At 35.8% G+C, this 23,063-nt stretch carries 22 protein-coding genes; 2 read left to right on the plus strand and 20 right to left on the minus strand.

The genetic code is table 11. From position 1 onward, the window contains the following. Positions 1 to 137 precede the first annotated feature (137 nt). The 5 genes from GGQ92_RS03425 to GGQ92_RS03445 all read right to left on the minus strand — a co-directional run bounded on the left by GGQ92_RS03425 (position 138) and on the right by GGQ92_RS03445 (position 6,199). Positions 138 to 650: an adenine phosphoribosyltransferase gene (locus GGQ92_RS03425; RefSeq protein ID WP_184244554.1), complete on the minus strand. Its 513-nt coding sequence runs from the start codon at positions 648 to 650 to the stop codon at positions 138 to 140. Then, positions 640 to 2,967, minus strand: coding sequence for a single-stranded-DNA-specific exonuclease RecJ (gene recJ, locus GGQ92_RS03430; RefSeq protein WP_184244556.1), 2,328 nt, complete (start codon positions 2,965 to 2,967; stop codon positions 640 to 642). The genes GGQ92_RS03425 and recJ overlap by 11 nt, the downstream gene beginning before the upstream one ends. A gap of 91 nt (positions 2,968 to 3,058) precedes the next feature. Further along, complete coding sequence (locus GGQ92_RS03435) at positions 3,059 to 3,379, minus strand: LapA family protein (RefSeq protein WP_184244558.1); 321 nt, start codon at positions 3,377 to 3,379, stop codon at positions 3,059 to 3,061. Between the two features lie 128 nt (positions 3,380 to 3,507). After that, positions 3,508 to 5,766 (minus strand): protein translocase subunit SecDF, encoded by a 2,259-nt coding sequence (gene secDF / locus GGQ92_RS03440; protein WP_184244560.1) that lies wholly within the window; start codon positions 5,764 to 5,766, stop codon positions 3,508 to 3,510. A 136-nt stretch (positions 5,767 to 5,902) separates the two neighbouring features. Continuing rightward, the gene (locus GGQ92_RS03445; protein WP_184244562.1) at positions 5,903 to 6,199 is read right to left on the minus strand and encodes a post-transcriptional regulator; all 297 of its coding nucleotides are present in this window, start codon (positions 6,197 to 6,199) and stop codon (positions 5,903 to 5,905) included. Positions 6,200 to 6,355: 156 nt separating this feature from the next. Between GGQ92_RS03445 and spoVB the strand changes: the two genes are divergently transcribed. Beyond that, complete coding sequence (gene spoVB, locus GGQ92_RS03450; protein ID WP_184244564.1) at positions 6,356 to 7,906, plus strand: stage V sporulation protein B; 1,551 nt, start codon at positions 6,356 to 6,358, stop codon at positions 7,904 to 7,906. A gap of 64 nt (positions 7,907 to 7,970) precedes the next feature. On the opposite strand, the gene GGQ92_RS03455 is transcribed toward spoVB, so the two are convergent. After that, positions 7,971 to 8,645 carry a DUF421 domain-containing protein gene (locus GGQ92_RS03455; RefSeq protein ID WP_246384007.1) on the minus strand — a complete coding sequence of 225 codons (675 nt, stop codon included), beginning with the start codon at positions 8,643 to 8,645 and terminating at the stop codon, positions 7,971 to 7,973. A gap of 65 nt (positions 8,646 to 8,710) precedes the next feature. Next, on the minus strand, positions 8,711 to 10,012 hold the full coding sequence (locus GGQ92_RS03460) for an ArsB/NhaD family transporter (RefSeq protein WP_184244566.1): 1,302 nt from the start codon (positions 10,010 to 10,012) through the stop codon (positions 8,711 to 8,713). A gap of 133 nt (positions 10,013 to 10,145) precedes the next feature. Here GGQ92_RS03460 and GGQ92_RS03465 point away from each other — a divergent pair, with 133 nt between their 5' ends. Continuing rightward, entirely contained in the window at positions 10,146 to 10,535 is a 390-nt protein-coding gene (locus tag GGQ92_RS03465) for a TIGR04086 family membrane protein (protein WP_246383908.1), read from the plus strand. A gap of 200 nt (positions 10,536 to 10,735) precedes the next feature. On the opposite strand, the gene yajC is transcribed toward GGQ92_RS03465, so the two are convergent. From yajC to safA, 13 genes are all read right to left on the minus strand, one after another. Beyond that, on the minus strand, positions 10,736 to 10,999 hold the full coding sequence (yajC, locus tag GGQ92_RS03470) for a preprotein translocase subunit YajC (RefSeq protein ID WP_343068747.1): 264 nt from the start codon (positions 10,997 to 10,999) through the stop codon (positions 10,736 to 10,738). 16 nt (positions 11,000 to 11,015) lie between these two features. Further along, the gene (gene tgt, locus GGQ92_RS03475) at positions 11,016 to 12,155 is read right to left on the minus strand and encodes a tRNA guanosine(34) transglycosylase Tgt (protein WP_184244568.1); all 1,140 of its coding nucleotides are present in this window, start codon (positions 12,153 to 12,155) and stop codon (positions 11,016 to 11,018) included. A 19-nt stretch (positions 12,156 to 12,174) separates the two neighbouring features. Then, on the minus strand, positions 12,175 to 13,203 hold the full coding sequence (gene queA, locus GGQ92_RS03480; protein WP_184244570.1) for a tRNA preQ1(34) S-adenosylmethionine ribosyltransferase-isomerase QueA: 1,029 nt from the start codon (positions 13,201 to 13,203) through the stop codon (positions 12,175 to 12,177). 14 nt (positions 13,204 to 13,217) lie between these two features. After that, the gene (locus GGQ92_RS03485) at positions 13,218 to 13,418 is read right to left on the minus strand and encodes a DUF2905 family protein (RefSeq protein ID WP_184244573.1); all 201 of its coding nucleotides are present in this window, start codon (positions 13,416 to 13,418) and stop codon (positions 13,218 to 13,220) included. Then, a complete protein-coding gene (gene ruvB, locus GGQ92_RS03490) occupies positions 13,415 to 14,416 on the minus strand; it encodes a Holliday junction branch migration DNA helicase RuvB (RefSeq protein WP_184244575.1) in 1,002 nt (333 codons plus the stop codon). Before ruvB ends, GGQ92_RS03485 begins: the two co-directional genes overlap by 4 nt. A gap of 25 nt (positions 14,417 to 14,441) precedes the next feature. Next, positions 14,442 to 15,035 carry a Holliday junction branch migration protein RuvA gene (gene ruvA / locus GGQ92_RS03495; protein WP_184244577.1) on the minus strand — a complete coding sequence of 198 codons (594 nt, stop codon included), beginning with the start codon at positions 15,033 to 15,035 and terminating at the stop codon, positions 14,442 to 14,444. Positions 15,036 to 15,225: 190 nt separating this feature from the next. Then, positions 15,226 to 15,762 (minus strand): BofC C-terminal domain-containing protein, encoded by a 537-nt coding sequence (locus tag GGQ92_RS03500; RefSeq protein ID WP_184244579.1) that lies wholly within the window; start codon positions 15,760 to 15,762, stop codon positions 15,226 to 15,228. Between the two features lie 134 nt (positions 15,763 to 15,896). Further along, positions 15,897 to 16,502 (minus strand): DUF1266 domain-containing protein, encoded by a 606-nt coding sequence (locus tag GGQ92_RS03505; RefSeq protein WP_184244581.1) that lies wholly within the window; start codon positions 16,500 to 16,502, stop codon positions 15,897 to 15,899. A 26-nt stretch (positions 16,503 to 16,528) separates the two neighbouring features. Then, on the minus strand, positions 16,529 to 18,343 hold the full coding sequence (locus GGQ92_RS03510; protein WP_184244582.1) for a J domain-containing protein: 1,815 nt from the start codon (positions 18,341 to 18,343) through the stop codon (positions 16,529 to 16,531). Beyond that, on the minus strand, positions 18,340 to 20,043 hold the full coding sequence (locus tag GGQ92_RS03515) for an Hsp70 family protein (RefSeq protein ID WP_184244583.1): 1,704 nt from the start codon (positions 20,041 to 20,043) through the stop codon (positions 18,340 to 18,342). Before GGQ92_RS03515 ends, GGQ92_RS03510 begins: the two co-directional genes overlap by 4 nt. A gap of 189 nt (positions 20,044 to 20,232) precedes the next feature. After that, positions 20,233 to 20,982 carry a YebC/PmpR family DNA-binding transcriptional regulator gene (locus GGQ92_RS03520; RefSeq protein ID WP_184244584.1) on the minus strand — a complete coding sequence of 250 codons (750 nt, stop codon included), beginning with the start codon at positions 20,980 to 20,982 and terminating at the stop codon, positions 20,233 to 20,235. Between the two features lie 100 nt (positions 20,983 to 21,082). Beyond that, positions 21,083 to 21,646 carry an RNA polymerase sigma factor gene (locus GGQ92_RS03525; protein WP_184244585.1) on the minus strand — a complete coding sequence of 188 codons (564 nt, stop codon included), beginning with the start codon at positions 21,644 to 21,646 and terminating at the stop codon, positions 21,083 to 21,085. Between the two features lie 283 nt (positions 21,647 to 21,929). After that, complete coding sequence (gene safA, locus GGQ92_RS03530) at positions 21,930 to 22,997, minus strand: SafA/ExsA family spore coat assembly protein (RefSeq protein ID WP_184244586.1); 1,068 nt, start codon at positions 22,995 to 22,997, stop codon at positions 21,930 to 21,932. Positions 22,998 to 23,063 lie beyond the last annotated feature (66 nt).

Consider the following 23,063-nt stretch of genomic DNA (forward strand, 5'->3'; position numbering starts at 1 on the left):
ACATAGTGAATTCTAAATTAATAATGTATCCGCTCATCTAGGAATATCAAAGTAAAAAAAAGAGTACTCAGAAATGTGCTGAACCCCTTAAGCTAGATTTTGGTCTAACTTAAGGGGTGCACATCAAGAGAGCACTCTTAATATTCCATCAATGTTATTACGTCGTATCCTTCTAACTTATCTCGACCATCAAGGTAAGTTAATTCCACAAGGAAAGCACATCCAACAACAATACCACCTAGTTGTTCAACTAATTTTATTGTTGCATCAATTGTTCCACCAGTTGCTAGTAAATCATCTGTAATAAGAACTCTTTGTCCTTTTTTAATCGCATCTTTATGAAGCGTTAGAACGTTTTCCCCATATTCTAGTCCGTAGTTTACTTTTATTACTTCACGTGGTAACTTTCCTTCTTTCCTTACAGGAGCAAATCCAACACCAAGCGCATAGGACACAGGGCACCCTACAATAAAACCACGAGCTTCTGGTCCAACGACGATATCTATTTCTTTATTTTTTGCGTATTCCACGATTTCATCGATTGCTGATTTAAATGCAGGGCCATTATCCATTAATGTAGTAATATCTTTAAATTGTACCCCTTCTTTTGGCCAATCATTTACAATCGTAATATATTTTTTATAATCCATATGCCATTTCCTCCTTGGGCAATTCACTCTCAATTTGTTCGTTTAACCATTTTTTTAAATCTACATAACTAGAATATAGTAATAATTCCTCTACATCCATTGCTTTTAACTTCTCTTGATAGAGAGTAGACGTTTCTAAATCTTTTTTGGATGGATTCGGGGTAGGTACGATAACATGATCCTGCTTTGTAACAAAACCAAGCTCATAAAAGACTTGAAACATAAATTTAATCTTATCCAATCTCCAACCCTTGTATTTCGCTAATTTTGGTGCATCTATTTTATAATCAAAATAGTTTCTTTTTCGAATCAATTGGTATAACCACTTGAATTCTTCTTTCGTTGGGATACTGTGGAAAAATGCATCGTCAGTTGCTTGAAAACAAACTGTTAATTTCTGAAAGGTTACTTTCTTTAAAAAGTTTTGAAGCTCCAATAAACGTTTAGGATAATCCAATAAATACAAGTTTTTCACTGGTGCATCTAGTTCATATAACTGACTAGGACTCGAGATAACAGGTATTTGCTCTATGTTCGTATCTTCTCGAAAAGCAACAAAATAGCTATCCTCTTCATTAGATATTTTTGTATACCAGTTTTTCATTCGACGGTAATCAAATAGCTGCCAGTCGGAAACGGACACATCCTTCAAGGATAACTGCGGCTTTTTAATTCCATTCCACTCATTAATAGTTAGTTCGCCGACAACTTCCACTTCCGTAAAAGGTGCTATGCTATCTGTTAAATGTCCAAAGCCAAAACCTATTCCGTCTATTTCAGCATCTTGGTCATTTAGTTTAAACTTTAAATGATTTTTTGACGCGCCAATTTGTCTCATGTCAGAAGGTATAGCTACTAAATGAAAGATTGGCTTAGGATTTCCCATGCCATAAGGAGCAAACTTTTCTAATTGCTTTAACATATCTAACGTGATGTCTTTCACTTCGACCGTTTGATCAATAGAGATTACCGGCTTTGCATCCTCTTCTGAGACAAGCTCGTCGGCAAGTGCGCTTAATTCCTCACGTAATCTATCTATATTCTCTAGGCTTATCGTCATTCCTGCTGCCATTGCATGTCCACCAAATTGGTCAAATAAGTCTTTCACCTTCATACAATTTTCAAATAGATCAAATGCTTCTATACTTCTAGCGGATCCTTTTGCTTGATTGCTATCTGGTAAAATACTCAGTACAATTGCTGGTTTTCTAAACGTCTCAACTAACCGTGAAGCAACAATTCCTAGAACTCCTTGATTCCAGCCTTCTTTCGCAATAATTATAACGGAAGAATCTTTATGCTTTGAATCCGTTTCTATCATTTCTTTTGCTTCTTTTGTAATTTGAGTAACGATTTGCTGACGTTCGGTGTTTAATTCCTGGACATAGCCTGCTAATTCTTCCGCTTCTTCTGGATTATCTGTTAATAACAAATCTACAGCTACATTTGCGTCCTGCAAGCGACCAACAGCATTTAATCGTGGTGCTATTCGAAAACCAATATCCTCTTCTGTGACATCATCTTGTAGCTTGGATGCATTTTTCAACGCTACTAAGCCGGGCCGTTTAGTTGATTTCAATTGTTTTAATCCATAATGCACCAATATTCTATTCTCGTCTTTTAACGGTACTAAATCGGCAACTGTGCCAATCGAAACAAGATCTAGTAATTCTTTCGGCACATCGCCTAAAAGATGAGTAGCGAACTTAAATGCGACTCCAACACCGGCTAATTCCTTAAATGGATAGTCAGGTGAACATTTTGGATGAATAATTGCATAAGCATTCGGTAATGTTTCTTGTAGTTCATGGTGATCGGTTATAATCACATCTAATCCTAATTCATTTGCAATATCAACTTCTTTTACAGCTGCTATGCCATTATCGACAGTTATTATCAATTGAAAACCTTGACGATGTGCTTCCCTAAACGCCTCTTCATTTGGGCCATAACCTTCCGTAAAACGGTTTGGGATATAGTAGTCACACATGGCGCCTGATTGTCTCAATGCTTCCACCATAACAGCAGTTGATGTTACACCATCCGCATCATAGTCACCATATACTAGAATACTTTCTCCCTTCTCGATCGCTGTCTTCACGCGCTCCACAGCTTTATCGATGGAATCTAATAAGTTAGAGTGATGAAGTGCTGCTAAAGTAGGGTTTAAGAACAACTCTGCCTCCTCATCCGTTGTAACACCTCGCTGATACAGCATCTGCTTAACAATAGGTTCAACTTCTAGAGACCAGGGCTGTTTCTCTGTATTCTGGTTGTCATTATATGTAAAAATCCATTTTGATTGGCTTGCTAACATAAATTCACCCCTGACTCACTTATTATACAAAAGTGTACCAGGGGTAGCAAACAGATAATTTATTACAAAACATTCCAAAACATTAAATATGCTAGATTTTTCCGCTATTTTCTTCATTTTCTTCATAATCTGTATGAACTTTTTCCGTATCGACTGGTTGCCCAGAAACTAATGCTTCCTGTTCCCGTTTTAATTGGCGTATTTCTCTTTGTAGTCGGATCATTCGCACCACCCCGACTGCAGCAGTAATACTTGCTCCCATCAATACAGAAAATAAGATAACTAAAACTAGTGGAGCATTTCCAGAACCGAAAAGGTAATTTACTTCTACAGGTTCTATATTAATAACTGCAAAAACCGCAATAATAACAGCAAAGATTACTGCTATAATAATATATGTTTGTCCTTTCATCTAAACGCCTCCTTTTCTTAGCTATACCCAGCATCTAATATTTCTAAGCAAAAAATATATAAACTTGAAAAAATAGAACCCCCTAAATTAACTTCTCAGTTAACTTAAAGGGGTCATACGCTTATCTATTATACTTGTGGACCATCGTTAATTTTTTTCTCTTGATATACGATCGGTTTCTCTTTGATTGTTTTTCCACGCCATACTAACCATAGTTGTGCACCGATAAATAAAGATGAATACGTACCTGCTAACAACCCTACTATTAAAGCAAAGGAGAAGTTAGTAATAGAAACAGCTCCAAATATCGCTAGCATGAGTACAACTAGGAGAACCGTCATAACTGTGTTGATACTTCGTGTCAATGTTTGCGTTAGACTATGATTTACGATGGTAGCCAACTCATCAAAAGTCTTAATTCGCTTCCGTTTCCTTATATTTTCGCGAATTCGGTCAAATGTTACAATCGTATCATTTATGGAATAACCTACTACCGCTAAAATTGCTGCAATAATCGTAATATCAAATTCTAACCTCGTAATACTGAAAAATACGAGAATAAAGAATGCATCATGCAATAAGGAAACAATAGCAGCCACACCCATCTGAAATTCAAAACGGAATGAGACATAGATTATAATTCCTATCGATGCGTATAAAACCGCTAGCAAAGCGTTTTTAGCCAACTCTTTCCCAACAACTGGTGAGACAGTGTTTACAGTCGGTTCGTGTCCATACTTTTCAGAAAAATAGCTACGTACTTCTGCTACCTGTTCCTTAGATAAATCGTCCGAGAAACGTGCTACACCAATGTTATCATTATCCCCGGAGAGAACTATTTGATTAGCTGGCTCTAATCCAAACTCCTCAAACTCTTCACTTAAGACTTCAACGTCTAATGATTCATCTGCAAGTATCTCCACACGAGAACCACTTTCAAAATCGATTCCTAAGTTTAAACGGAACAAGGAAAGAGATATAACTCCCAGGACAACTAGAGCAATAGAAATTGTAAAGAATTTTTTTCGATGTCCAACAATATTAAATTGACGTCCAAACACTGTCGGTACAACTTCTTCCTTACTTTCAAGAGGTATAATATCTTCTTTCTTTACACCAAACCATCCAAAGCGTTTGTTTAACCAATTACTCTGTATCCATAAGCCTAGCAGTAATCTTGAACCATAGACTGCAGTAATAAAGCTTAATAGGATACTAACGATTAACATTGTTGCAAATCCTTTAACAGAGCTTGTACCAAATATAAATAGTACCGTTGCAGCTATTAATGTTGTAATATTCGCGTCCATAATCGTAGCGAAAGATGTCTTGTTCCCAGCTTTGAAAGCATTTTTAACAGATTTTCCTTCTTTAAGTTCCTCTTTCATACGCTCTGCTGTTAAGATATTCGCATCAACCGCCATACCGACACCAAGAACAAGCGCGGCGATACCTGGTAACGTTAGAACACCATTCATTAAGTTAAACACTAACAACACTAAATAAATATAAATAGATAATGTAATTGTTGCGATAACACCAGGGAAACGGTAATAAATAATCATAAAGGCAAACACGAGTAGCACACCAATAATACTAGCAAAAACAGTTTTATCAAGTGCCTGCTGACCAAATTGTGCGCCAACAGAGGTAGAATATTCTTCCTGTAAGTCGACTGGCAATGAACCTGCATTTAAAATATCGGCAAGTCTTTTCGCTTCGTCCACAGTAAAATTACCAGTAATCATAATATCAGAAGTTTGTAGAATCTGGCTGAAACCAGGAGCTGAGACGAATTTAGGATCCGCTTTTACTGCTTCTTCTGCATAGCTATCCCCTTCTTCATAATCCATCCAAATAACAACACGGTTATCTAATGATGGATCATTGAATATTTCCCGTGTCACATCTCCAAATAAATTGGCATTTTTGAATTGAACCGTAACAATCGGTTCATTTGTAGTTGGATCAAAATCCTGCCTTGCGCTTCCGTCATTTATATGAGATCCATTTAAATACTCTTTATCATTAACATCACGGAAAGATAGACTTGCTGATGTTGCAAGAAGTTCTCGAGCTTCATCCTGGTTTGAGATACCAGCTAATTGAACTCGTATTCTATCCGGTTCCTCTATCGAAAAGTTAGGTTCATTTACACCTAAAACATCGACACGTTCACTAAGTATTCTAACTGTTGCTTCTAACATATCTGTCGTTACTTCTTGCGTTTCATCTAAAGGTTCGACCGTATATAAAACTTCAAAACCACCTTGTAAATCAAGGCCAAGATTTATATTTTTTGCTATCGGCGAATATGTCGTTCCTATTGTTGCCCCCAATACTAACACGATTAAAAAAAAGGCAACGATTCTTGCTCGTTTTAACATGTATAAAGCCCCCTACTCGGTTGAACAAAAATTTTTCATCATTATGTACGAATGTTATATATTGACAATAAAACTATTCTACTATATTCAGTCTCTTCTATACAAGTAACAGAATATAGTTCAAACTTTAGAAATATTATTCTTCTGTGACTGCACCAAGAATCGCGTCAAGCGTTTCCTTGAGATTATTGTCCATAAAGGATTGCTGAGTTAAGTATGTCATATAGACATTAGGGCTTAGATGAAAAATATCTTGAACCACTTCATGAAGTGCTTTCTCTGGATTTCCTCTCCAAACCTTCTCAGTAAGACAAACCCATACATTTTCTGGAGTGGCCTTTGAATATTCTAATAAATGAAATTCTGAAACTTTACTATCTAAAATCTCTGTAACACTCTTTTTCCATTCAGAAACAGGCTTTTTTATACTCAATTCAAATCCTCCATTACATTTTATTCGTTCATATCCCAGTTGCATATTTCTCTCAAAATTTGATTAACTCTAAAATTTAGTCATGCTTGTCCTCTGACCATGCATATAATTCATTGTATATGAAAACTTTTAATTTGAGAAGGCAGGTAGAAGAGAGTGTCCAAACAAAATTTTTTAAAAGGCACTATTATATTAATTATTGCCGGAATGATTACTCGATTTCTTGGCTTCATCAACCGAATTGTTGTTGCTAGAGTAATGGGGGAAGAAGGTATCGGGTTGTATAATATGGCACTGCCAACTCTTTTTTTAATGTACACCATTTCCCAAGTTGGTTTACCGTTAGCCATATCGAAACGTGTTGCAGAAGCCGATGCTAAAAAGGATTATCAAAAGATTAGACGTATTTTAGTAGTCTCTCTAACCATCACGTGTAGTTTGAGTATTATCTCGTCCATCATTATGTTCATCAGTATTCCTTATATCTCTAACGTTCTCTTAACGGATGCTCGTGTGTTTTATCCAATGATGGCTATCATACCAATTATCCCCATTAGTGCAGTTGGGTCAGTAATTCGAGGTTATTTTCAAGGTAGGCAAAATATGAAGCCACAAAGCTTCGCCCAAGTAATTGAGCAATTTGTCCGAATTAGCTGTGTTTTCTTTCTTGTACAATGGCTAATCCCTTATGGAGTAGAATTTGCCGCTGTTGGCGCTATGATTTCCGTAATAATCGGCGAGGTAGTCTCCCTCTTATACATGCTTCGAATGTTTAAGAAAAAGAAACGCATTAAAATTCGCAAAAATCTTTGGAACGTGCTACGCAATGGTAAAGAAACAATGAATCAACTTTTTTCAATAGCGATTCCAAATACAGCTAGTAGGTTTGTAAATTCCATCGCAAATTTTTTAGAGCCCATTCTAGTTGCTCAAAGTCTAGCTCTAGCTGGTTTTCATTCAACTATAGCAACCAAACAATATGGCGCCTTAACTGGCTATGCGATCCCTTTACTCTTTCTACCAACGTTTATCACCCATTCCTTAGCTGTTGCGCTTGTACCTAATATTAGTGAGGCAGAAGCGAAACAACATTTTCAACTAATCCATTATCGGATACTTCAAGCTGTTCGGTTATCCTTCGCGTCCGGAGCGATTGCAACCGTTCTATTAACACTTTTTGCAGATCAAATATTAACCTATATGTATGGGACAGACAACGCCAAATATTTTCTCTATATTATGGCACCGTGTTTTATTTTTATGTATATTCAATTTCCACTGAATGCAACGTTACAAGCTTTAGATCATGCAAAGCAGGCAATGTGGAATAGTATCATTGCGACAACGATTAAATTTGTTGTTCTGATTGTGTTAGCTACTAACCCCGACATCGGCATTTATGGAGCCGCTATTGCAATGTGCGTTGGAGTAATGATAGGAACGATCTTACATTTACTTTCCTTACGTAGAAAAATAAATTTCACCATTCCTTTTAGCATGATTGTAAAAATGGTTGTATTGTTAGGTTGTACGTTTTGGGCAGGTTTCCTTATAAAAGAGCTCGTCGTCTTACCAATAGCTGAACCCCTACTCTTTGTCGGACATATTCTAATCCTATTTTTCGTCTATATTATTTTCTTATTTTCTTTACAGTTTATAAACAAGAGTGAATTAAAACAATTCAGGAAAGATGAACCTACAGCTTAACAATCATTTTCTAATCAAAATACCACTTTCCCATAGTACGAGAAAGTGGTATTTTCTGTTGCTTTTATTTTTTTTCATTTTTCTTATCGATGTACCACTCGTTATTTCGGTCAATCGAACAGAACGAGATTTCATTAAAATCTGGAAAACCTTTTTCCTTCAGAATCTTTCTTAACCATTTCTCGTCTCTCTGAATGTTTTTCAATGCATCTTGTTGGATTTTTCCGTCTACAATTAATGGTAACACTAATCCCGACATTGGATATACTGATTTATCATCATCTTTTTTTTCTATAACAGAAAGCTTTCCAGATGGCTCTAAAATAGCAAACTCGACATCATTAATACTTTCAGTTCCATTTTCTCTCAATTGCTGTAATAAATCTGTGAAGTTATACCGATTTTTTTTCATCTCATGCTCATCTATTTTTCCATTCGTGATAATAATGGAGGGCTTTCCTTCAAAATAGGTTCGAAATAAAGGACTTTTTAAAGAAATAAAGGCAGTCAGTCTTTGAATAATTAACAAAATAGCCATAGGTATTAGGGTAAACCAATATTCGATTTCTAAATCTTCAATTGTAACTACCGCAAGTTCTGCAATCATAATATAAACTACAATATCTAATAAACTTAATTCTCCGATTTCTCGTTTCCCCATCATCCGGAATATGATTACAATCACCGTATAATAAAAAATCGTTCGTACAATGATCGTAAGAATGTCTTCACCAGCCAATACTGTCACTGCTCCTAAATTTCTATAGTATTGCTAGTTTATCCGTCCTCTATAAATTTATACGCTTATAATGATTGTTCAAATGGTACCAAGTATCGAAAATAGATATAGATGGTAGCAATAACTAGAGATAACAATACAATCGGAATTCCATACTTTAAATACTTAACAAATTCAATCTTTTTATTTTGTGCTTCGGCAAGTCCAGCAACTACAACATTAGCAGTAGCACCTATTAATGAACCATTGCCACCTAGACACGCGCCTAAGGCTAGTGACCACCATAGTGGATCTAAATTTGCCATACCGTAGGATTCGAATTCTTGAATTACCGGTATCATCGCAGCAACAAAAGGGATGTTGTCTACAACCCCAGATAAGACGCCTGAAGTCCATAGTAGTAAAAGAGCCGTATTAGACATATCTCCCCCAGTTACCCACATAATTGACCGCGCTATTTCATCAATAACACCTACTTCTTGTAATCCTCCTACTAGCATGAATAAACCAATAAAGAAAAATAACGTAATCCATTCAACTTGTTCAAACACCTTTTCTGTTAGTAACTCTTTATCACTACATAGCAGTAATAATATCGCACCACTAAGAGCAATCATAGTAATATCCATATGTATAATCGGGTGAAGAATAAAGCCGATGATGGTTAATATAAGGATACTAACAGACTGATATAATAAAGGTGACTTTTTTAAATGCTCTCTCTCATTCATTAGTTTTAATTTTTTTATATCATCGATTTCTATTGGCTTTAATTGTTTTCGGAATAAATAGTAGAGTAATGTTAGAGTAATAACGAGGATGACAATAGATATAGGTGCTGTATGCTGTAAAAAAGAAGCAAAAGTAATATGCGGAACAGCTTGTCCAATCATAATATTAGGTGGATCACCAATTAATGTGGCCGTACCGCCAATGTTAGAAGTTATAATGATCGTAATTAAATAAGGAAATGTAGGCTGCTTTAACATAGTCGTCAACGTAATAATAATCGGTACAAATAGCAAAACTGTTGTCACGTTATCTAACAATGCGGAACCAATAGCCGTTAGTAATCCCACACCAATTAATAGTTTCTTCGGGTCTCCTTTTACGACTTTCGCTAAACGTATCGCAATAAAACTAAACACACCGGTATTTTTAGTAATACCAACTAGGACCATCATCGCAAACAAAAGTGCAATTGTATGCCAATCAATGTATTTCGTAATAACTGTTTCCCACGTATACACTTGTGTTAATAGTAACAGCATTCCTCCTGCTAACGCGACGGTCGCTCGATTTATCTTTTCCGTCATAATAAAATAGTAACTTATAATAAATACCGAGATGGCCAATATGGTTGTCATGTAAGGTCTCCTCTCACTTAAGCTACTACCATTTATATTCTTGTCCTAAAAGAATCATTCTTACTTTATTTCGTTCTTCTAATTGACCACGGACATGCATATATCATTACTAAGAGTAGATGGAGGGGATAAAATGATGAAGGGCTTCATAAGTATGTTGTATGGTTGGGTTAGTATTTTGGCTGTCATTCTATTAGCGAGTCTTATACTGTCTTTATTACTGCGTTTTACCTCATTAGGAGAATCCACACTCAATTTAGTAACACTTTTATTAAGTTTTCTTGCTTTATTTGTTGGAGGGTTTGTAGCTGGCATGAAAGCCAAAAAGAGAGGGTTAATTATAGGGTTATCAACGGGGTTATGCTTCACATTATTTGTTTTTTGCTACCGATATTTAGGATTAAACACTGGCTTTCAGCTTGCAGACTTCGTCAATCACGGAGCCTATTTATTACTCGCTATGTTAGGTGCTATTTTTGGAGTCAACTTATCCGGTGGTGATCCCGACGGAACTTCTTCTTAACTGGTTCATATTTGAGCTCCTTCGAAATCAAAACTACCAACATTAATTACGTAGTCAAAAGCGTAGACACCGGCACCGAACGATTTCTAACATTTCGTTCGGTCTCTACTATGATAAAATACATCTGTCCTGACCTCTTTCAAGAACATAAAAAAACAAGCTCCTAACATGTAAGAATGGGAGCTTGTCCTTCGTTTTTATTATGATTGTACTACTCTTGCAATTGCTGATCTGTCGTATGTAACTTTTGCACCATCCGTAGCTAATAATACAATGACATCCTCATCAATAGCATGCACGGTACCATGAAATCCACCTATCGTTACAATTTTATCGCCTTTTTGTAAACTGCTTTGCATTTCACGTACTTGCTTTTGCTTTTTTTGCTGTGGTCTAATCAATAGAAAATAAAAAATTAGAACCATCAATAACAAAGGACCAAAAGTCGCTAAAATAGCTTCCACATTCTTCCCCTCCTTTTTAGAAGTTTTTTGCATTCGGTTTATTAAAGCCGTACTGTTCAAAAAACTTTTCTCTAAAATCACCAAGCCGGTCTTGTTTAATTGCTTCCCGAACTTGCTCCATTAATTTTACCAAAAAATATAGATTATGATAAGTAGTAAGCCTAAAGCCAAATGTTTCATTTGCTTTTACTAGATGTCGAATATATGCACGAGTGTAATTTTTACAAACGTGACAATCACAATTAGGATCAATTGGTGAAAAATCACGAGCAAATTTCGCATTTCTTACTACTAGTCTACCTAGTGATGTCATGCATGTCCCGTTACGAGCAATTCTAGTTGGTAACACACAGTCAAACATATCAATACCGCGAATTGCCCCGTCAATTAACGAGTCAGGTGAACCTACTCCCATTAAGTACCTAGGTTTATCTGTAGGTAAAAGAGGTGTCGTGAAATCTAAAACTCGATTCATTACATCTTTAGGCTCACCTACTGACAATCCGCCTATAGCGTAACCTGCAAAGTCCATTGATGTCAGGTCAGCAGCACTTTGTTTACGTAAGTCTTCGTATTCTCCACCTTGAACAATCCCAAAGAGTCCTTGTTCATTTGGTCGTTGATGTGCTTCAATACAACGTTCTGCCCAACGGCTCGTTCTCTCGACTGATTTTTTCATATAGCCGTATTCAGCAGGATATGGTGGACATTCGTCTAACGCCATCATAATGTCTGAACCTAAGTCATTTTGAATTTGCATTGCTTTTTCTGGTGACAAGAAGAGCTTTTCGCCATTCAAATGGCTTCTAAAATGGACACCCTCTTCTTTAATTTCACGAAAATCACTTAAACTAAATACTTGAAAACCGCCAGAGTCTGTCAGAATGGCACCATCCCAATTCATAAAAGAATGTAAGCCACCTGCTTCTTTTACTATATCTTCGCCCGGTCTTAACCACAAGTGATACGTATTGGAAAGGATAATATTCGCACCTATTTCCTTTAATTCTTCCGGACTCATTGTTTTTACTGTTGCTAATGTGCCAACAGGCATAAAAGCCGGTGTATCAAAGGAACCATGCGGCGTATGGACTTTACCTAAACGAGCACCTGTCTGCTTACATGTCTTGATGTGTTCATAAACGATTGGTTTCATCATTGTTTTCCTTTCTCTATTAAATAATTAACATCGCGTCCCCAAAGCTAAAAAAGCGGTAACGTTCCTTTACAGCTTCGTTATATGCATGTAATACAAATTCTTTGCCAGCCAATGCGCTTACTAACATAATAAGTGTAGACTTTGGCAAATGAAAGTTTGTGATTAAGCCATTTACTGCTTGGAAAGTATATGGGGGATAAATGAATATATCGGTCCAACCATTTTTTTCTACAAATTTTCCATTGTGATCACGAGCAATGGTTTCTAGTGTCCGGGTAGATGTCGTACCAACAGATATTATTCGATTTCCTCTTTCTTTTACACGGTTTAACTGATCGGCCGTTTCTTTTGTCATTTGATAAAATTCTGCATGCATTTCATGCTCTTTAATATTATCAACATTAACTGGTCGGAAGGTTCCTAACCCAACATGAAGGGTAATAAATGCGATTTCTACACCTTTTGTTTCCAATTTCTTCAACAAGTCCTTTGTAAAGTGAAGTCCTGCTGTTGGAGCCGCTGCAGACCCCTCTTCTCTCGCATAAACCGTCTGATATCTGTCACGCTCATGCAATTGTTCCTTAATATATGGTGGTAATGGCATTTCACCTAACTCGTCAATAATTTCATAAAAAATACCATCATATGTAAAGCGTAGTTTTCTTCCGCCGTGCTCACTAATTGCCAGGCATTCGGCTCGTAATTTTCCATCTCCGAACTGAAGTATCGTTCCTATCTTCACTTTTTTTGCTGGTTTTACAAGCACTTCCCATTCATCGTCCTCTTGCTGCGTGAGAAGCAATACCTCAACCTTTGCTCCTGTGTCTTCTTTAATTCCATAAAGTCGCGCAGGCAAAACCTTCGTATCATTAAGTACTAAACAATCTCCAGGTTTTAGATAATCCGTAATATCTCTGAAATAATGATGGCTCAGTTCTTTTCTTTGATAATCTAATACCATTAAACGTGAGCTTATCCTATCTGCTAAAGGTGTTTGTGCAATTAATTCTTCAGGCAAATCAAAATCAAATTCGTTAATGTTCATGAAGTTTACTCCTTCTACTTAAAGCGTCCAATAATAGCAAAAATAACGGTTAATATAATACTTATAATAATAGAAGTCACTATGGGAAAATGGAAGGACACGTTACCTTTTTTGAAGCTAATATCACCAGGTAATTTCCCTATTACTCCCCATACTAATCCAATGATAATAAAGACTACTCCTATTACGATAAATATTTTGCCAAAATCCGTCAAGTTTGCGGCACCTCCCGATTGAAATGCTCGTATGTTTTTGGAGTAACAGTCCTTCCTCGAGGAGTACGCTGAATAAATCCTTGTTGTAGAAGGTATGGCTCGTAAACATCTTCAATCGTTTGTGACTCTTCCCCAACAGTAGCTGCTAATGTATCTAAACCGACAGGACCTCCTTTAAAACTATCAATCATAGCTAATAACAACTTATGGTCAATATGGTCTAAACCAGAATCGTCTACTTGGAGCATTTCTAATGCCTTTCTTGTCGTTTCAAGAGAAATTTCTGACTCACCTCTTACTTGAGAAATATCTCTGACACGCTTTAATAAACGATTGGCTATTCTCGGTGTACCTCTAGAACGTCTTGCTACTTCATTTGCAGCTAGTCCGTCAATCTCTACATCGAATATATCCGCTGTTCGCTCGACAATAGCTGTTAAATCTTTTACTTCATAAAACTCTAATCTACTCAATACACCGAACCTATCTCGTAAAGGAGCTGTTAACAAACCAGCTCTTGTTGTAGCGCCAACCAATGTAAATGGAGGCAAATCTAATTGGACAGAACGTGCACTAGGACCCTGGCCAATCACAATATCTAAACAGAAATCCTCCATCGCTGGATATAGAATCTCTTCTACAGCTTTTGGAAGACGATGTATTTCATCGATAAACAATACATCTCCTGCTTCGAGGGAGGATAATATTGCAGCCAAATCACCTGTCCTTTCAATTGCAGGTCCAGATGTTTGCTTAAATTGTACTCCCATTTCATTCGCTATAATTTGGGCCATAGTTGTTTTACCAAGACCAGGTGGGCCATACAGTAACACATGATCTAATGATTCATTTCTCATTTTTGCTGCTTGGATAAATATTGATAAATTTTCTTTTACTTTATCTTGCCCTATATATTGGGATAATTTATGAGGACGTAAACTTAATTCCTCAATTTCTTCATTTTCCATTTGTCCTGCAGAAATAATTCGTTCTTCCATAAATATGCTCCTCTCCAGAAGAACTCTACTTCATTAATAAAGCCAAACCTTTTCGTATGTAACCATCTGTTTCCAATACTTCTAACTTTTTTAATTCCGGTTTGATTTGTCTTATTTCAGAGTCTGAATAGCCTAAGGCCTTTAAAGCCTCCAATGCTTCCTCTAAAGCCTTAGAATTACTAATAGTAGAAGGATTTTTGTCTGTTACGTCTGTTCGAATATCAAAAGTCAATTTCCCCTTCAAATCTAAAATCATTTGACGCGCTGTTTTCTTTCCTACTCCTGGAAATGTAGTTAAGAATTTTTCGTCCTCATGTTCAATAGCGATAGCAAAGTCTTCAACTGTGGTACTAGCTAGAACAGCCAAGGCACCTTTTGGACCTACGCCAGAGACCCCGAGTATTTTAGTAAATAATTCTTTTTCTTCAACAGTTTTAAAACCATATAGTAATTGAGCATCTTCTCGTACATGATGGTATGTAAAAATTTTCACTGTATCAGTGACACCGTGAAATTGAAACGGATTTGGACAAATTAATTCGTATCCAACCCCATTAGCCTCTATAATAACAGCATTCTCGGTAATATCTTCTATCTTTCCCCTAATATAGGCAAACATTACATTTCTCCTCTATCTCATTCTCCTACACTCAATCATACGTTCGTATTTATCATATCTTATTCTAAAATACTTATCAATAGCCGTATCTTTCAAGTATTATTCCTTATTCGATAATTGTAAATTAACGATGATTCGTCTGCTAATAGTTTGAGCATCTCTTCTAACAATAATAAGCAGTTGATATGTATCAACTGCTTACAGCTTCTGCCTTCTCATAATTTTTAAACGTTTCTATAACATTTAAATAGTTTTCCTTTGATTCGATTTTAATACCCTGATTTAACCTCTCATATAAATGAGTTTCTAACTCTCCTGTATCAATTTGATAAAATGATTCAATTGCTGCATTTTCCATAGGAATCCCCTCAAAAATGGTCAACATACCATCTTGTAAGCCAAAATATCCGTAAGTTTTTAAGTATGGTGAAATATCATCTTTTTCTTGTTTAAAGCGAATTAAACCTTCTCTTTGCTCAACTACCTGCCATTCCTCATATTGAGACCAAAAATCTTCCATAGAGGTTATAGTCTCTTCAACATATTCAGTCTCCGATTTTCCATCTAAATAATATGTTTCTAAAATGACATCCATGGATAAATAATTTTGCGATACAGTAGCAACCTCCCCTGACGGACTTTGCGTCTCAGGAGTTGGAAGGAAGATTGCGTAGACAACTACACCGATAAGTAGGATCGAATTAGCTATCAACCATATTTTGTTCATGGTTATATTTCCCCCTTTTCACTTCACCTTAAATAGGTCGTTGGAATGAAGTTTTATACCTATTATTGGCAATAGGGGAGCTTTTTATTCATTAAATTAAATTTGTTCACTTAAAATTCAGCTATTATATATTCCTACCATTTAATTTTATTAAACGGACTAATTTTAGAGTACACCCAATGTCTTAAATAAAGTTTATTATCCCAGACATAACTGTTATTTAAATCTAAACTTATGTTTCTCTTAGCAAGACTTACTCCATAGATAAACTCAGTCCAGTCAGAATAGTGTAACTGCAATAACTCTATTGCCTGATTCGTAACTATTTCTTCTTCTTTTTGTCCGATGATATTTAATCTCCTACTAGCGTATATAAACAAAAATAGGTTAGCCATATCAAACGCTAGAATGCTTCCAGGTGGGATACGGTGTATATTTTGTATCACATGTTTATAAAACTCATATTTTTCACTTTGTTCATGTTTAATAAGAAAACTTTCCAATGCATTTGGACTCATAATTTTGAATTTATTTAACTCTTTATTATATGAATATCTAGGACCTTCTTCCAGAAACCAGTTTGAAATTGAAAGAAATGTTTCCTTATCTCTTATATTTGAGCCTTCGACAATTTCCTTACAAAGTCTTTTACTTAAGTGTTTTTTCTTATGGCTTGCAAAAGTAAACATATCGCCTTCGTAGTTAAATGATAGTATTGCAGTTGCGAACAGATTCTTCATTACGAATCACCTTCTTTCCAATCTATTTATCGTCCTAAAAGAATCCGTAGCTTTTGAAAAAGATTTTTTAGAACTAGAATAATAAGCAAGCTATTTACAATAAGAAAGATATATACTACCAAAGGCAATGATTGATTTAGAAGCTCAGGATGATGACTGTTACTTGCAACTAAATACTTATCCTCTGGAAAATAATCATATTCATTTGACTCTACCTCTTCCTGTAAAATAGACTCCATTTGTTCCTCTTCACTATCACTAAAGATTTGTTCAAAACCGGAGAAACCAGGATTGCTTTCTAACCCGAACGTTGTTTGTAAATGGTACAGCCCGAGATCAGGATAGGGTTGCCATTCAGCTAATAGCTCAAAAGATTTTAGATTCTCTGGGTACTCATAAGGGTGTGAGAAAGGAATGTAGTAACCATCTATGAGTCCGACATATATTTGCTCATCTATACCATCAGAGACCATATTTTCTTTTTGCCATTCCTTTATAAATCTTATCTCTTTCTTACCATCTATTATTGTTTCAACTCGATACAATCCAGTATGTTCTACATTTTCAAAAGGAACCAATACTAAACCATTACCATCCTTCGACTCCAACAATTCATCGATTGATTCTGCTATAATTACTTCTTTCGACTGGAATCCACCTTTAATCCATTCAACAAATCCATAACCTGTATAACGTTCCACTTGATTATTTATATTTATTTGTAGGACAAAGATAGCTACTACCAACGCAATTAATTGTATGGATAGGAGATTTCGAAGAAAAATAACAAATATCGTCTTAAAATTGAAAGGGTTTTTCCTTTTTTCTTTTAGTTGCTCTAAAAGTAAGAGAGCTTCAATATCATTACGATCCTCCGCTAACATTTGGTCTAAAATACCTTTAGCTTCCTTCTTTAGACCGCTTTTAATGTATGCTTTAGCAATTAAAATACGAACACCTTTGACATTTTTCTTACTTGTATCTTCCTTCGCTAACTTAATTACTTCATCCCATTTCTCTAATCGATAAAGCACTTTTATTTTTTCAGGTTGGTGCGTTATGTTAGCTGGATCGATTGTTTCAATCAATTCATAAATATCTCGAGCCTCTTCCCACTTTAGTAAGTGTTGACAGATAGTTGCCCGTAATTTCAACAAATCAACGTCCTTGTTATAGATAGACATTGCTTCAGTAGTTTTCTTATAGGCCTCACGTATATCATTTTGAATATAGTGGTTTCTTGCTTCATGGCGTGTGGCAAAAAACAGCTCGTGATTAATATCTTTTACTTTTAAAGTTTGATAATAATCAAATTGGGAGATTTCTTCAATGTTCTTTTCATAGGATAATTTCTCATCGTTCTTCCAATCCAACAGTTCATCTAATATCTCCCAAATTTCGTATGGAAGATAAGGTCGTTCAAGTATATAATTTTTAACCAATTGATTAAATCTTGAGAGTATATCTACATTCCAAATAAAATCATTCGTTAATAACGACTTCCAATCATTTACATTCATTCTTTTTTCGATACAATTAAGTACCTCGTGTAACAATTCATCCCAGTGTTTCTCCTTCTGAACCTCTACTATTGGTTGTTCAATTGAGTTCGTCTGCTCTGGAACAGAATAAGGATATGCGCTCTCCTCTTTTAAGGCATGCTGTGGATTTTTTTCAGCTCCTTTTGCATATTTTATTGCTTTTTCATATACTTCCCTTAACTTTTGATAGCCTTCTGGGTCATCTTCAGGATGATGCTTACTTAATAATTTTGCATATGCTTTTTTTATTTGATTCGTATTGGATGTAGGTTCAATCTCTAATAAGCTCCAGTCAATCATAGAAAAGGATTGCCCCTTTCCATTAGATCAAGTTCTCTTTCGAGCTGTAGATAAACGTCCTTAATTATGTCTGTTCTCTGCGTATCCAATACTCTTTCAAACCTATCAAGTAACTGTTCTATGTATTTTCTCTTGTCACCGAGTGATTCTTCATATAATCGCTCAGCTCTTGAAATAAGTAGTTGATTATTTTCTTCATCACGTGGGTGGATTTTGATAGAACTAAGCTCTTGTAACCGACTCTCTATTTCTTCTAAAGATAAATCTCCAGAGCTTTGATCTATAATAATTCGATTTTTTATCCCAGTAGAAACGGTCGTTACTTCGACTTCAAGAATACCGTTAATATCATATGTATATCTTACATCAATGCACTCTTCCCCTGCTGGTGCCGGTGGAACTTTTACATTAATTTCTCCAATTTTGAGATTATCCTTTGTTAATCGATGCTCACCTTGATAAACATTAATTACAATAGATGTTTGATTATCGACTACTGTATGAAGTCTACGAACGATACTTACAGGAATAGGGGTATTACGTTCTATAATCGGATAGTAGTAACCATCTTCGTAGTGACCATTCTCCACTTGCTTTACGATTTCTGTTCCTAACGTGTAAGGACAAACGTCCGTTAAAATAATTTCTTTCAAATTTTCATCGCGTTCTTTTAAGGCTGCTTGAATTGCTGTTCCAATAGCTACTGTATGATCAGGGTCAACAACAGAAAATGGTATCTGGCCAACAATTTTACCTACTAATTTTTTAATGATAGACATTTTCGTTGCACCACCAACTAAAACAACTGCGTCGATTTCATTACTACTCAGATGTGCATCGTTCATAGCACGTAGAATAGGTGCACGTAAACGTAAAGCCAATTCTTCTATTATAATTTCAAATTTCTGTCGAGTTAGCTTAGTTATTCTTTCTGTATTATTTACTGTAAAAACTAAATCCGTTTCTACTGAATTATTCATGAGACGCTTAGCTTTTTCTGACTGCTTTAATAGAATCTGTTCCTCGCTCTTCGTCAAATCACTTCTATCCAAATCTTGGCTACTTAAAGCATATTCAAAAATAGCATTCGTAAAATCTTCTCCACCTAAATAATTATCGCCTGCTATTGCTCTAACCTGAATAACACCTGAAAACTTTTCTAATATGGAGACGTCAAATGTTCCTCCGCCTAAATCAAATACTAAGAAATTACTATCTTCATGTTGATTATGTAATCCATAAGACAAAGCTGCAGCAGTCGGTTCACTTATTAGCCTTTCCACCTTCAATCCACTCAGTTCTGCAGCTCGCTTTGTTGCTCTTCTTTGTTGATCATTAAAATAAGCAGGTACACTTATAACTGCTTCATTAACTTCCTGTTTCAAAAAACACTCTGCATCTTCCTTCAGTTTTCTTATTACAAAGGAAGAAAGTTCTTCAGGTAAATACGTATGGCTACCAAGTGTGATTCTTTTCTTCGTACCCATATCCCTTTTAAAAAGCGCTACGGAGTATTCTGGGTGAGATATTAAACGTTCTCTCGCAATTTCACCAACATGAAGATCTCCATTCTCATCTATACTTATGACAGATGGGGTTAAAGTTTTTCCTAAGTTATTTTTAATAACTTTTGCTTCTTTTCCATCCCAATATGCAACAACACTATTCGACGTTCCTAAATCAATACCTATTATCGCCACTACCATCTTCACCTCTATTTTTTCTGCTCAAGTACTCATTATATGGTTATTGGAAAATTTTTCATAGGTACTTATTACTTAATTTAAAATGTAGGATAAAAGTAACAAGAAGTGCTTCAGGCTATTCTTAAGAGTATAAGTATCCATAAAAAAACTGGCAATAAAACATTGCCAGTTCGTTCATTATAATTATAATTCAGCCAGGATGTCCTCACTTGCATCCACGTTATGATGGACTTCTTGCACATCTTCTAAATCCTCTAACATCGTAACAAGACCAATCATTTTTTGACCATCTTCATCGGAAACTGTAGATAGTGTTTGAGGATGCATCGTTATCTCAGCATTCGAGAAAGTGAATCCGCTATTTTCCATCGCTTCTTTCACAGTTGAAAACTCTTCTGGAGTTGTATAGATTTCAAAAACTCCGTCATTTGCTTCCATTTCTTCCGCTCCTGCATCAATTGCTTCTAACATGACCGTATCTTCATCTAATTCATTATTACTATTATCAATTACTAAATAACCTTTTCTCTGAAACATAAATGCTACACATCCATTTTCTCCAAGATTACCGCCATTTTTACTAAAAGCATGTCTAATTTCAGCAGCAGTACGATTTTTGTTATCGGTTAATACTTCTACCATTACCGCTGTTCCACCAGGTCCATAACCTTCATACGTCAGTTCTTCATATTGCTTGCCATCTAAAGAACCCGTTGCTTTTTTAATGGCGCGCTCAATATTATCATTAGGCATATTATCGCTCTTGGCTTTTTCGACCGCTAATCGTAAGCTTGGATTCATCTCTGGATCCCCGCCACCTTGTTTTGCCGCGACATATATATCCTTCGCATGCTTCATGAAAATTTTACCACGTTTTGCGTCCTGCGCATTTTTACGACGTTGTATATTCTTCCATTTAGAATGTCCTGCCATTCTTTTTCACCTCTCTACGAACTAAAACTACTATACTCTTATACTTTACCATAATTCTATTTGGATGAAAAATGTGCACAACAAAGAGTAACTCTGTTTTCTAATAACTAAATGGCATCGTTGAACATTTATTTAATTTTAATCTCAACTGATGTCTTGCACGATACAAACGTGTTTTTGCTGCGGCCGCAGAAATTCCTAATGTGTCGGCTATCTCAATGTTTTTCAAATCATAACGATATTTTAAAAGAAGAATCTCTCGATACTCTCGTTTTAAACTATTTATTTTTTCTTCTAATAAGAGAGTGTCGTCTTTGTTTTCTACGAGTTCCTCTATTTGAGAATGCCCATATTTAGAATGAACTTGTATGTTTTCTATTTCTACTGCATCAGTAAGCACTTTCATTTTATAGTGATTTTTTCTTAAGAAATCGATAGCAGTCCGTGTTGCAATTGTTTTTAACCAAGGACCGAGCTTTTTATTATCATGAATGGTTTCTAGGTGATGAAAGGCTTTTATAAATGTTTCTTGTGTAATATCTTCAGCTGTATGAATATCATGTACTAATGTATACGCTGTATAATTAACATAACTATAATACGATTCGAAAATATGGTGCATCGTTTCTTTTTTGCTACATTTTTGGTCGAACAGCTCCTCCATAGGCATTTCTCCATCTGCTCTATATTTCTATGCGTTTGATAACCCCTATCTCTCCCGCTTGAAAAAAATGTAAATAATGTATATCTCTATCTAACCAAATTTTAGCTTTTTCGTCAATACTATTTCAATTACTTTTCTAAAAAACTCTGACATTCTATAGTTACACTTTTATTCAAGATGAACTTAGGAGAAATTCCACTTTGCGAGCAATCGTCCATATATTAATAGATAAATTAAGAAACCAGTAAATTAAAATCTACTGGTCTCCATGCGCGTTATTGAATTACTGTTCGTCTCTACTTCCGCATCCACAATCATTTAAGTTTGGTGCACTACTATACGGTTGCTGATAGTAAGGTTGGTTCATACTATAAGGAGATGCCATAGGATTCATTGAACCATATCCTTGCATCGGCATCATCTGCCCTGGATTAGCTGAAGGTGATCCAAAACTTTGCGTTGGTTGTTGTAATCCTGTCATCATATTTGGATTCCATCCTCCATGACCATATGGTGATAAGTTTTGAGACATATAATCATATGGATTTGGAGGACATCCTGGATAATGCATATTAGGTGTTTGTTGATGCTGCGGCCACATTACCTGATTATTTCCTTGCGGTCCGCACCCGTCAGATTGATATATTGGTTGATGAACGTGTGGTTGTTGCATAGCTAGTTGTGGTTGTGCTTGTGATGGTTGGTAGCTAGTAGGACTTGTTTGGGATGTAGGCTTAGGTGTTTCAGTAACTGATTGACTATAAGATGGTGTAGGAGTAGCTGGCAGATTGTAGGATGGTGTTTGTGGTGTCGGAGTTGATGGTAGATTATCTGTTTTAAATGTTTTAGGCTCTTTAGGTTGCTTCATCGATGGAGCTGGTTTTAGATACGTGTCCTGTTGTTGCCATAAAGCCTCCATTTCATAAGTTTTATCTTTAGGTGGTAATTTTTGTTCTTTCGGTGGGAATTTCGGTTCCTTTGGTGGAATTATCGGTTCTTTCGTATGGAATGTTAATGGCAAGGATGGCATTTCTTTTTTTAGAGATTCCCATTTTTTATCGTCATCTTCTTTAATATTAGGTAGCCACTGTTTCTTATCCTTCTGAGATGGTTGTGGTTGTTGTATCTGTTGTTGCTGGACCTGTTGTTGTTTTTTAGGTAGAGACTGTTGTTGCTGTTGTTGATGTTGTTTAGACGAAGAATCGCCTGGTATTCTAATTTTCATGCCTGGCATTATCATATCTGGATTTGCAATCTGTGTATTCGCTGCAATGATTGCATCTAAGGACACTCCATATTTTTGTGAAATCGTCCATAATGTTTCATTGTCTTGAACAACATGAATTTTCACTTGTATTCTCCTTTCCATAAGTAAAAAATGGTCTTTTGTACCGACCTTTTCTTCTTCCCTATCAAC

The sequence above is a fragment of the Gracilibacillus halotolerans genome, from assembly GCF_014206945.1.
In the GTDB taxonomy this organism is placed as follows: domain Bacteria; phylum Bacillota; class Bacilli; order Bacillales; family Amphibacillaceae; genus Gracilibacillus; species Gracilibacillus halotolerans.

What these genes read in the sequence shown, in the direction of transcription:
- ruvA (WP_184244577.1), bottom strand. Translation starts at nt 15,035, where the DNA reads ATGTTTGCCTATATTAGGGGAAAGATAGAAGATATTACCGAGAATGCT.
- recJ (WP_184244556.1), bottom strand. Translation starts at nt 2,967, where the DNA reads ATGTTAGCAAGCCAATCAAAATGGATTTTTACATATAATGACAACCAG.
- GGQ92_RS03525 (WP_184244585.1), bottom strand. Translation starts at nt 21,646, where the DNA reads ATGGAGGAGCTGTTCGACCAAAAATGTAGCAAAAAAGAAACGATGCAC.
- GGQ92_RS03465 (WP_246383908.1), top strand. Translation starts at nt 10,146, where the DNA reads ATGATGAAGGGCTTCATAAGTATGTTGTATGGTTGGGTTAGTATTTTG.
- tgt (WP_184244568.1), bottom strand. Translation starts at nt 12,155, where the DNA reads ATGAAACCAATCGTTTATGAACACATCAAGACATGTAAGCAGACAGGT.
- GGQ92_RS03505 (WP_184244581.1), bottom strand. Translation starts at nt 16,502, where the DNA reads ATGAAGAATCTGTTCGCAACTGCAATACTATCATTTAACTACGAAGGC.
- GGQ92_RS03460 (WP_184244566.1), bottom strand. Translation starts at nt 10,012, where the DNA reads ATGACAACCATATTGGCCATCTCGGTATTTATTATAAGTTACTATTTT.
- GGQ92_RS03520 (WP_184244584.1), bottom strand. Translation starts at nt 20,982, where the DNA reads ATGGCAGGACATTCTAAATGGAAGAATATACAACGTCGTAAAAATGCG.
- secDF (WP_184244560.1), bottom strand. Translation starts at nt 5,766, where the DNA reads ATGTTAAAACGAGCAAGAATCGTTGCCTTTTTTTTAATCGTGTTAGTA.
- queA (WP_184244570.1), bottom strand. Translation starts at nt 13,203, where the DNA reads ATGAACATTAACGAATTTGATTTTGATTTGCCTGAAGAATTAATTGCA.
- GGQ92_RS03425 (WP_184244554.1), bottom strand. Translation starts at nt 650, where the DNA reads ATGGATTATAAAAAATATATTACGATTGTAAATGATTGGCCAAAAGAA.
- ruvB (WP_184244575.1), bottom strand. Translation starts at nt 14,416, where the DNA reads ATGGAAGAACGAATTATTTCTGCAGGACAAATGGAAAATGAAGAAATT.
- GGQ92_RS03500 (WP_184244579.1), bottom strand. Translation starts at nt 15,762, where the DNA reads ATGAACAAAATATGGTTGATAGCTAATTCGATCCTACTTATCGGTGTA.
- GGQ92_RS03510 (WP_184244582.1), bottom strand. Translation starts at nt 18,343, where the DNA reads ATGATTGACTGGAGCTTATTAGAGATTGAACCTACATCCAATACGAAT.
- GGQ92_RS03435 (WP_184244558.1), bottom strand. Translation starts at nt 3,379, where the DNA reads ATGAAAGGACAAACATATATTATTATAGCAGTAATCTTTGCTGTTATT.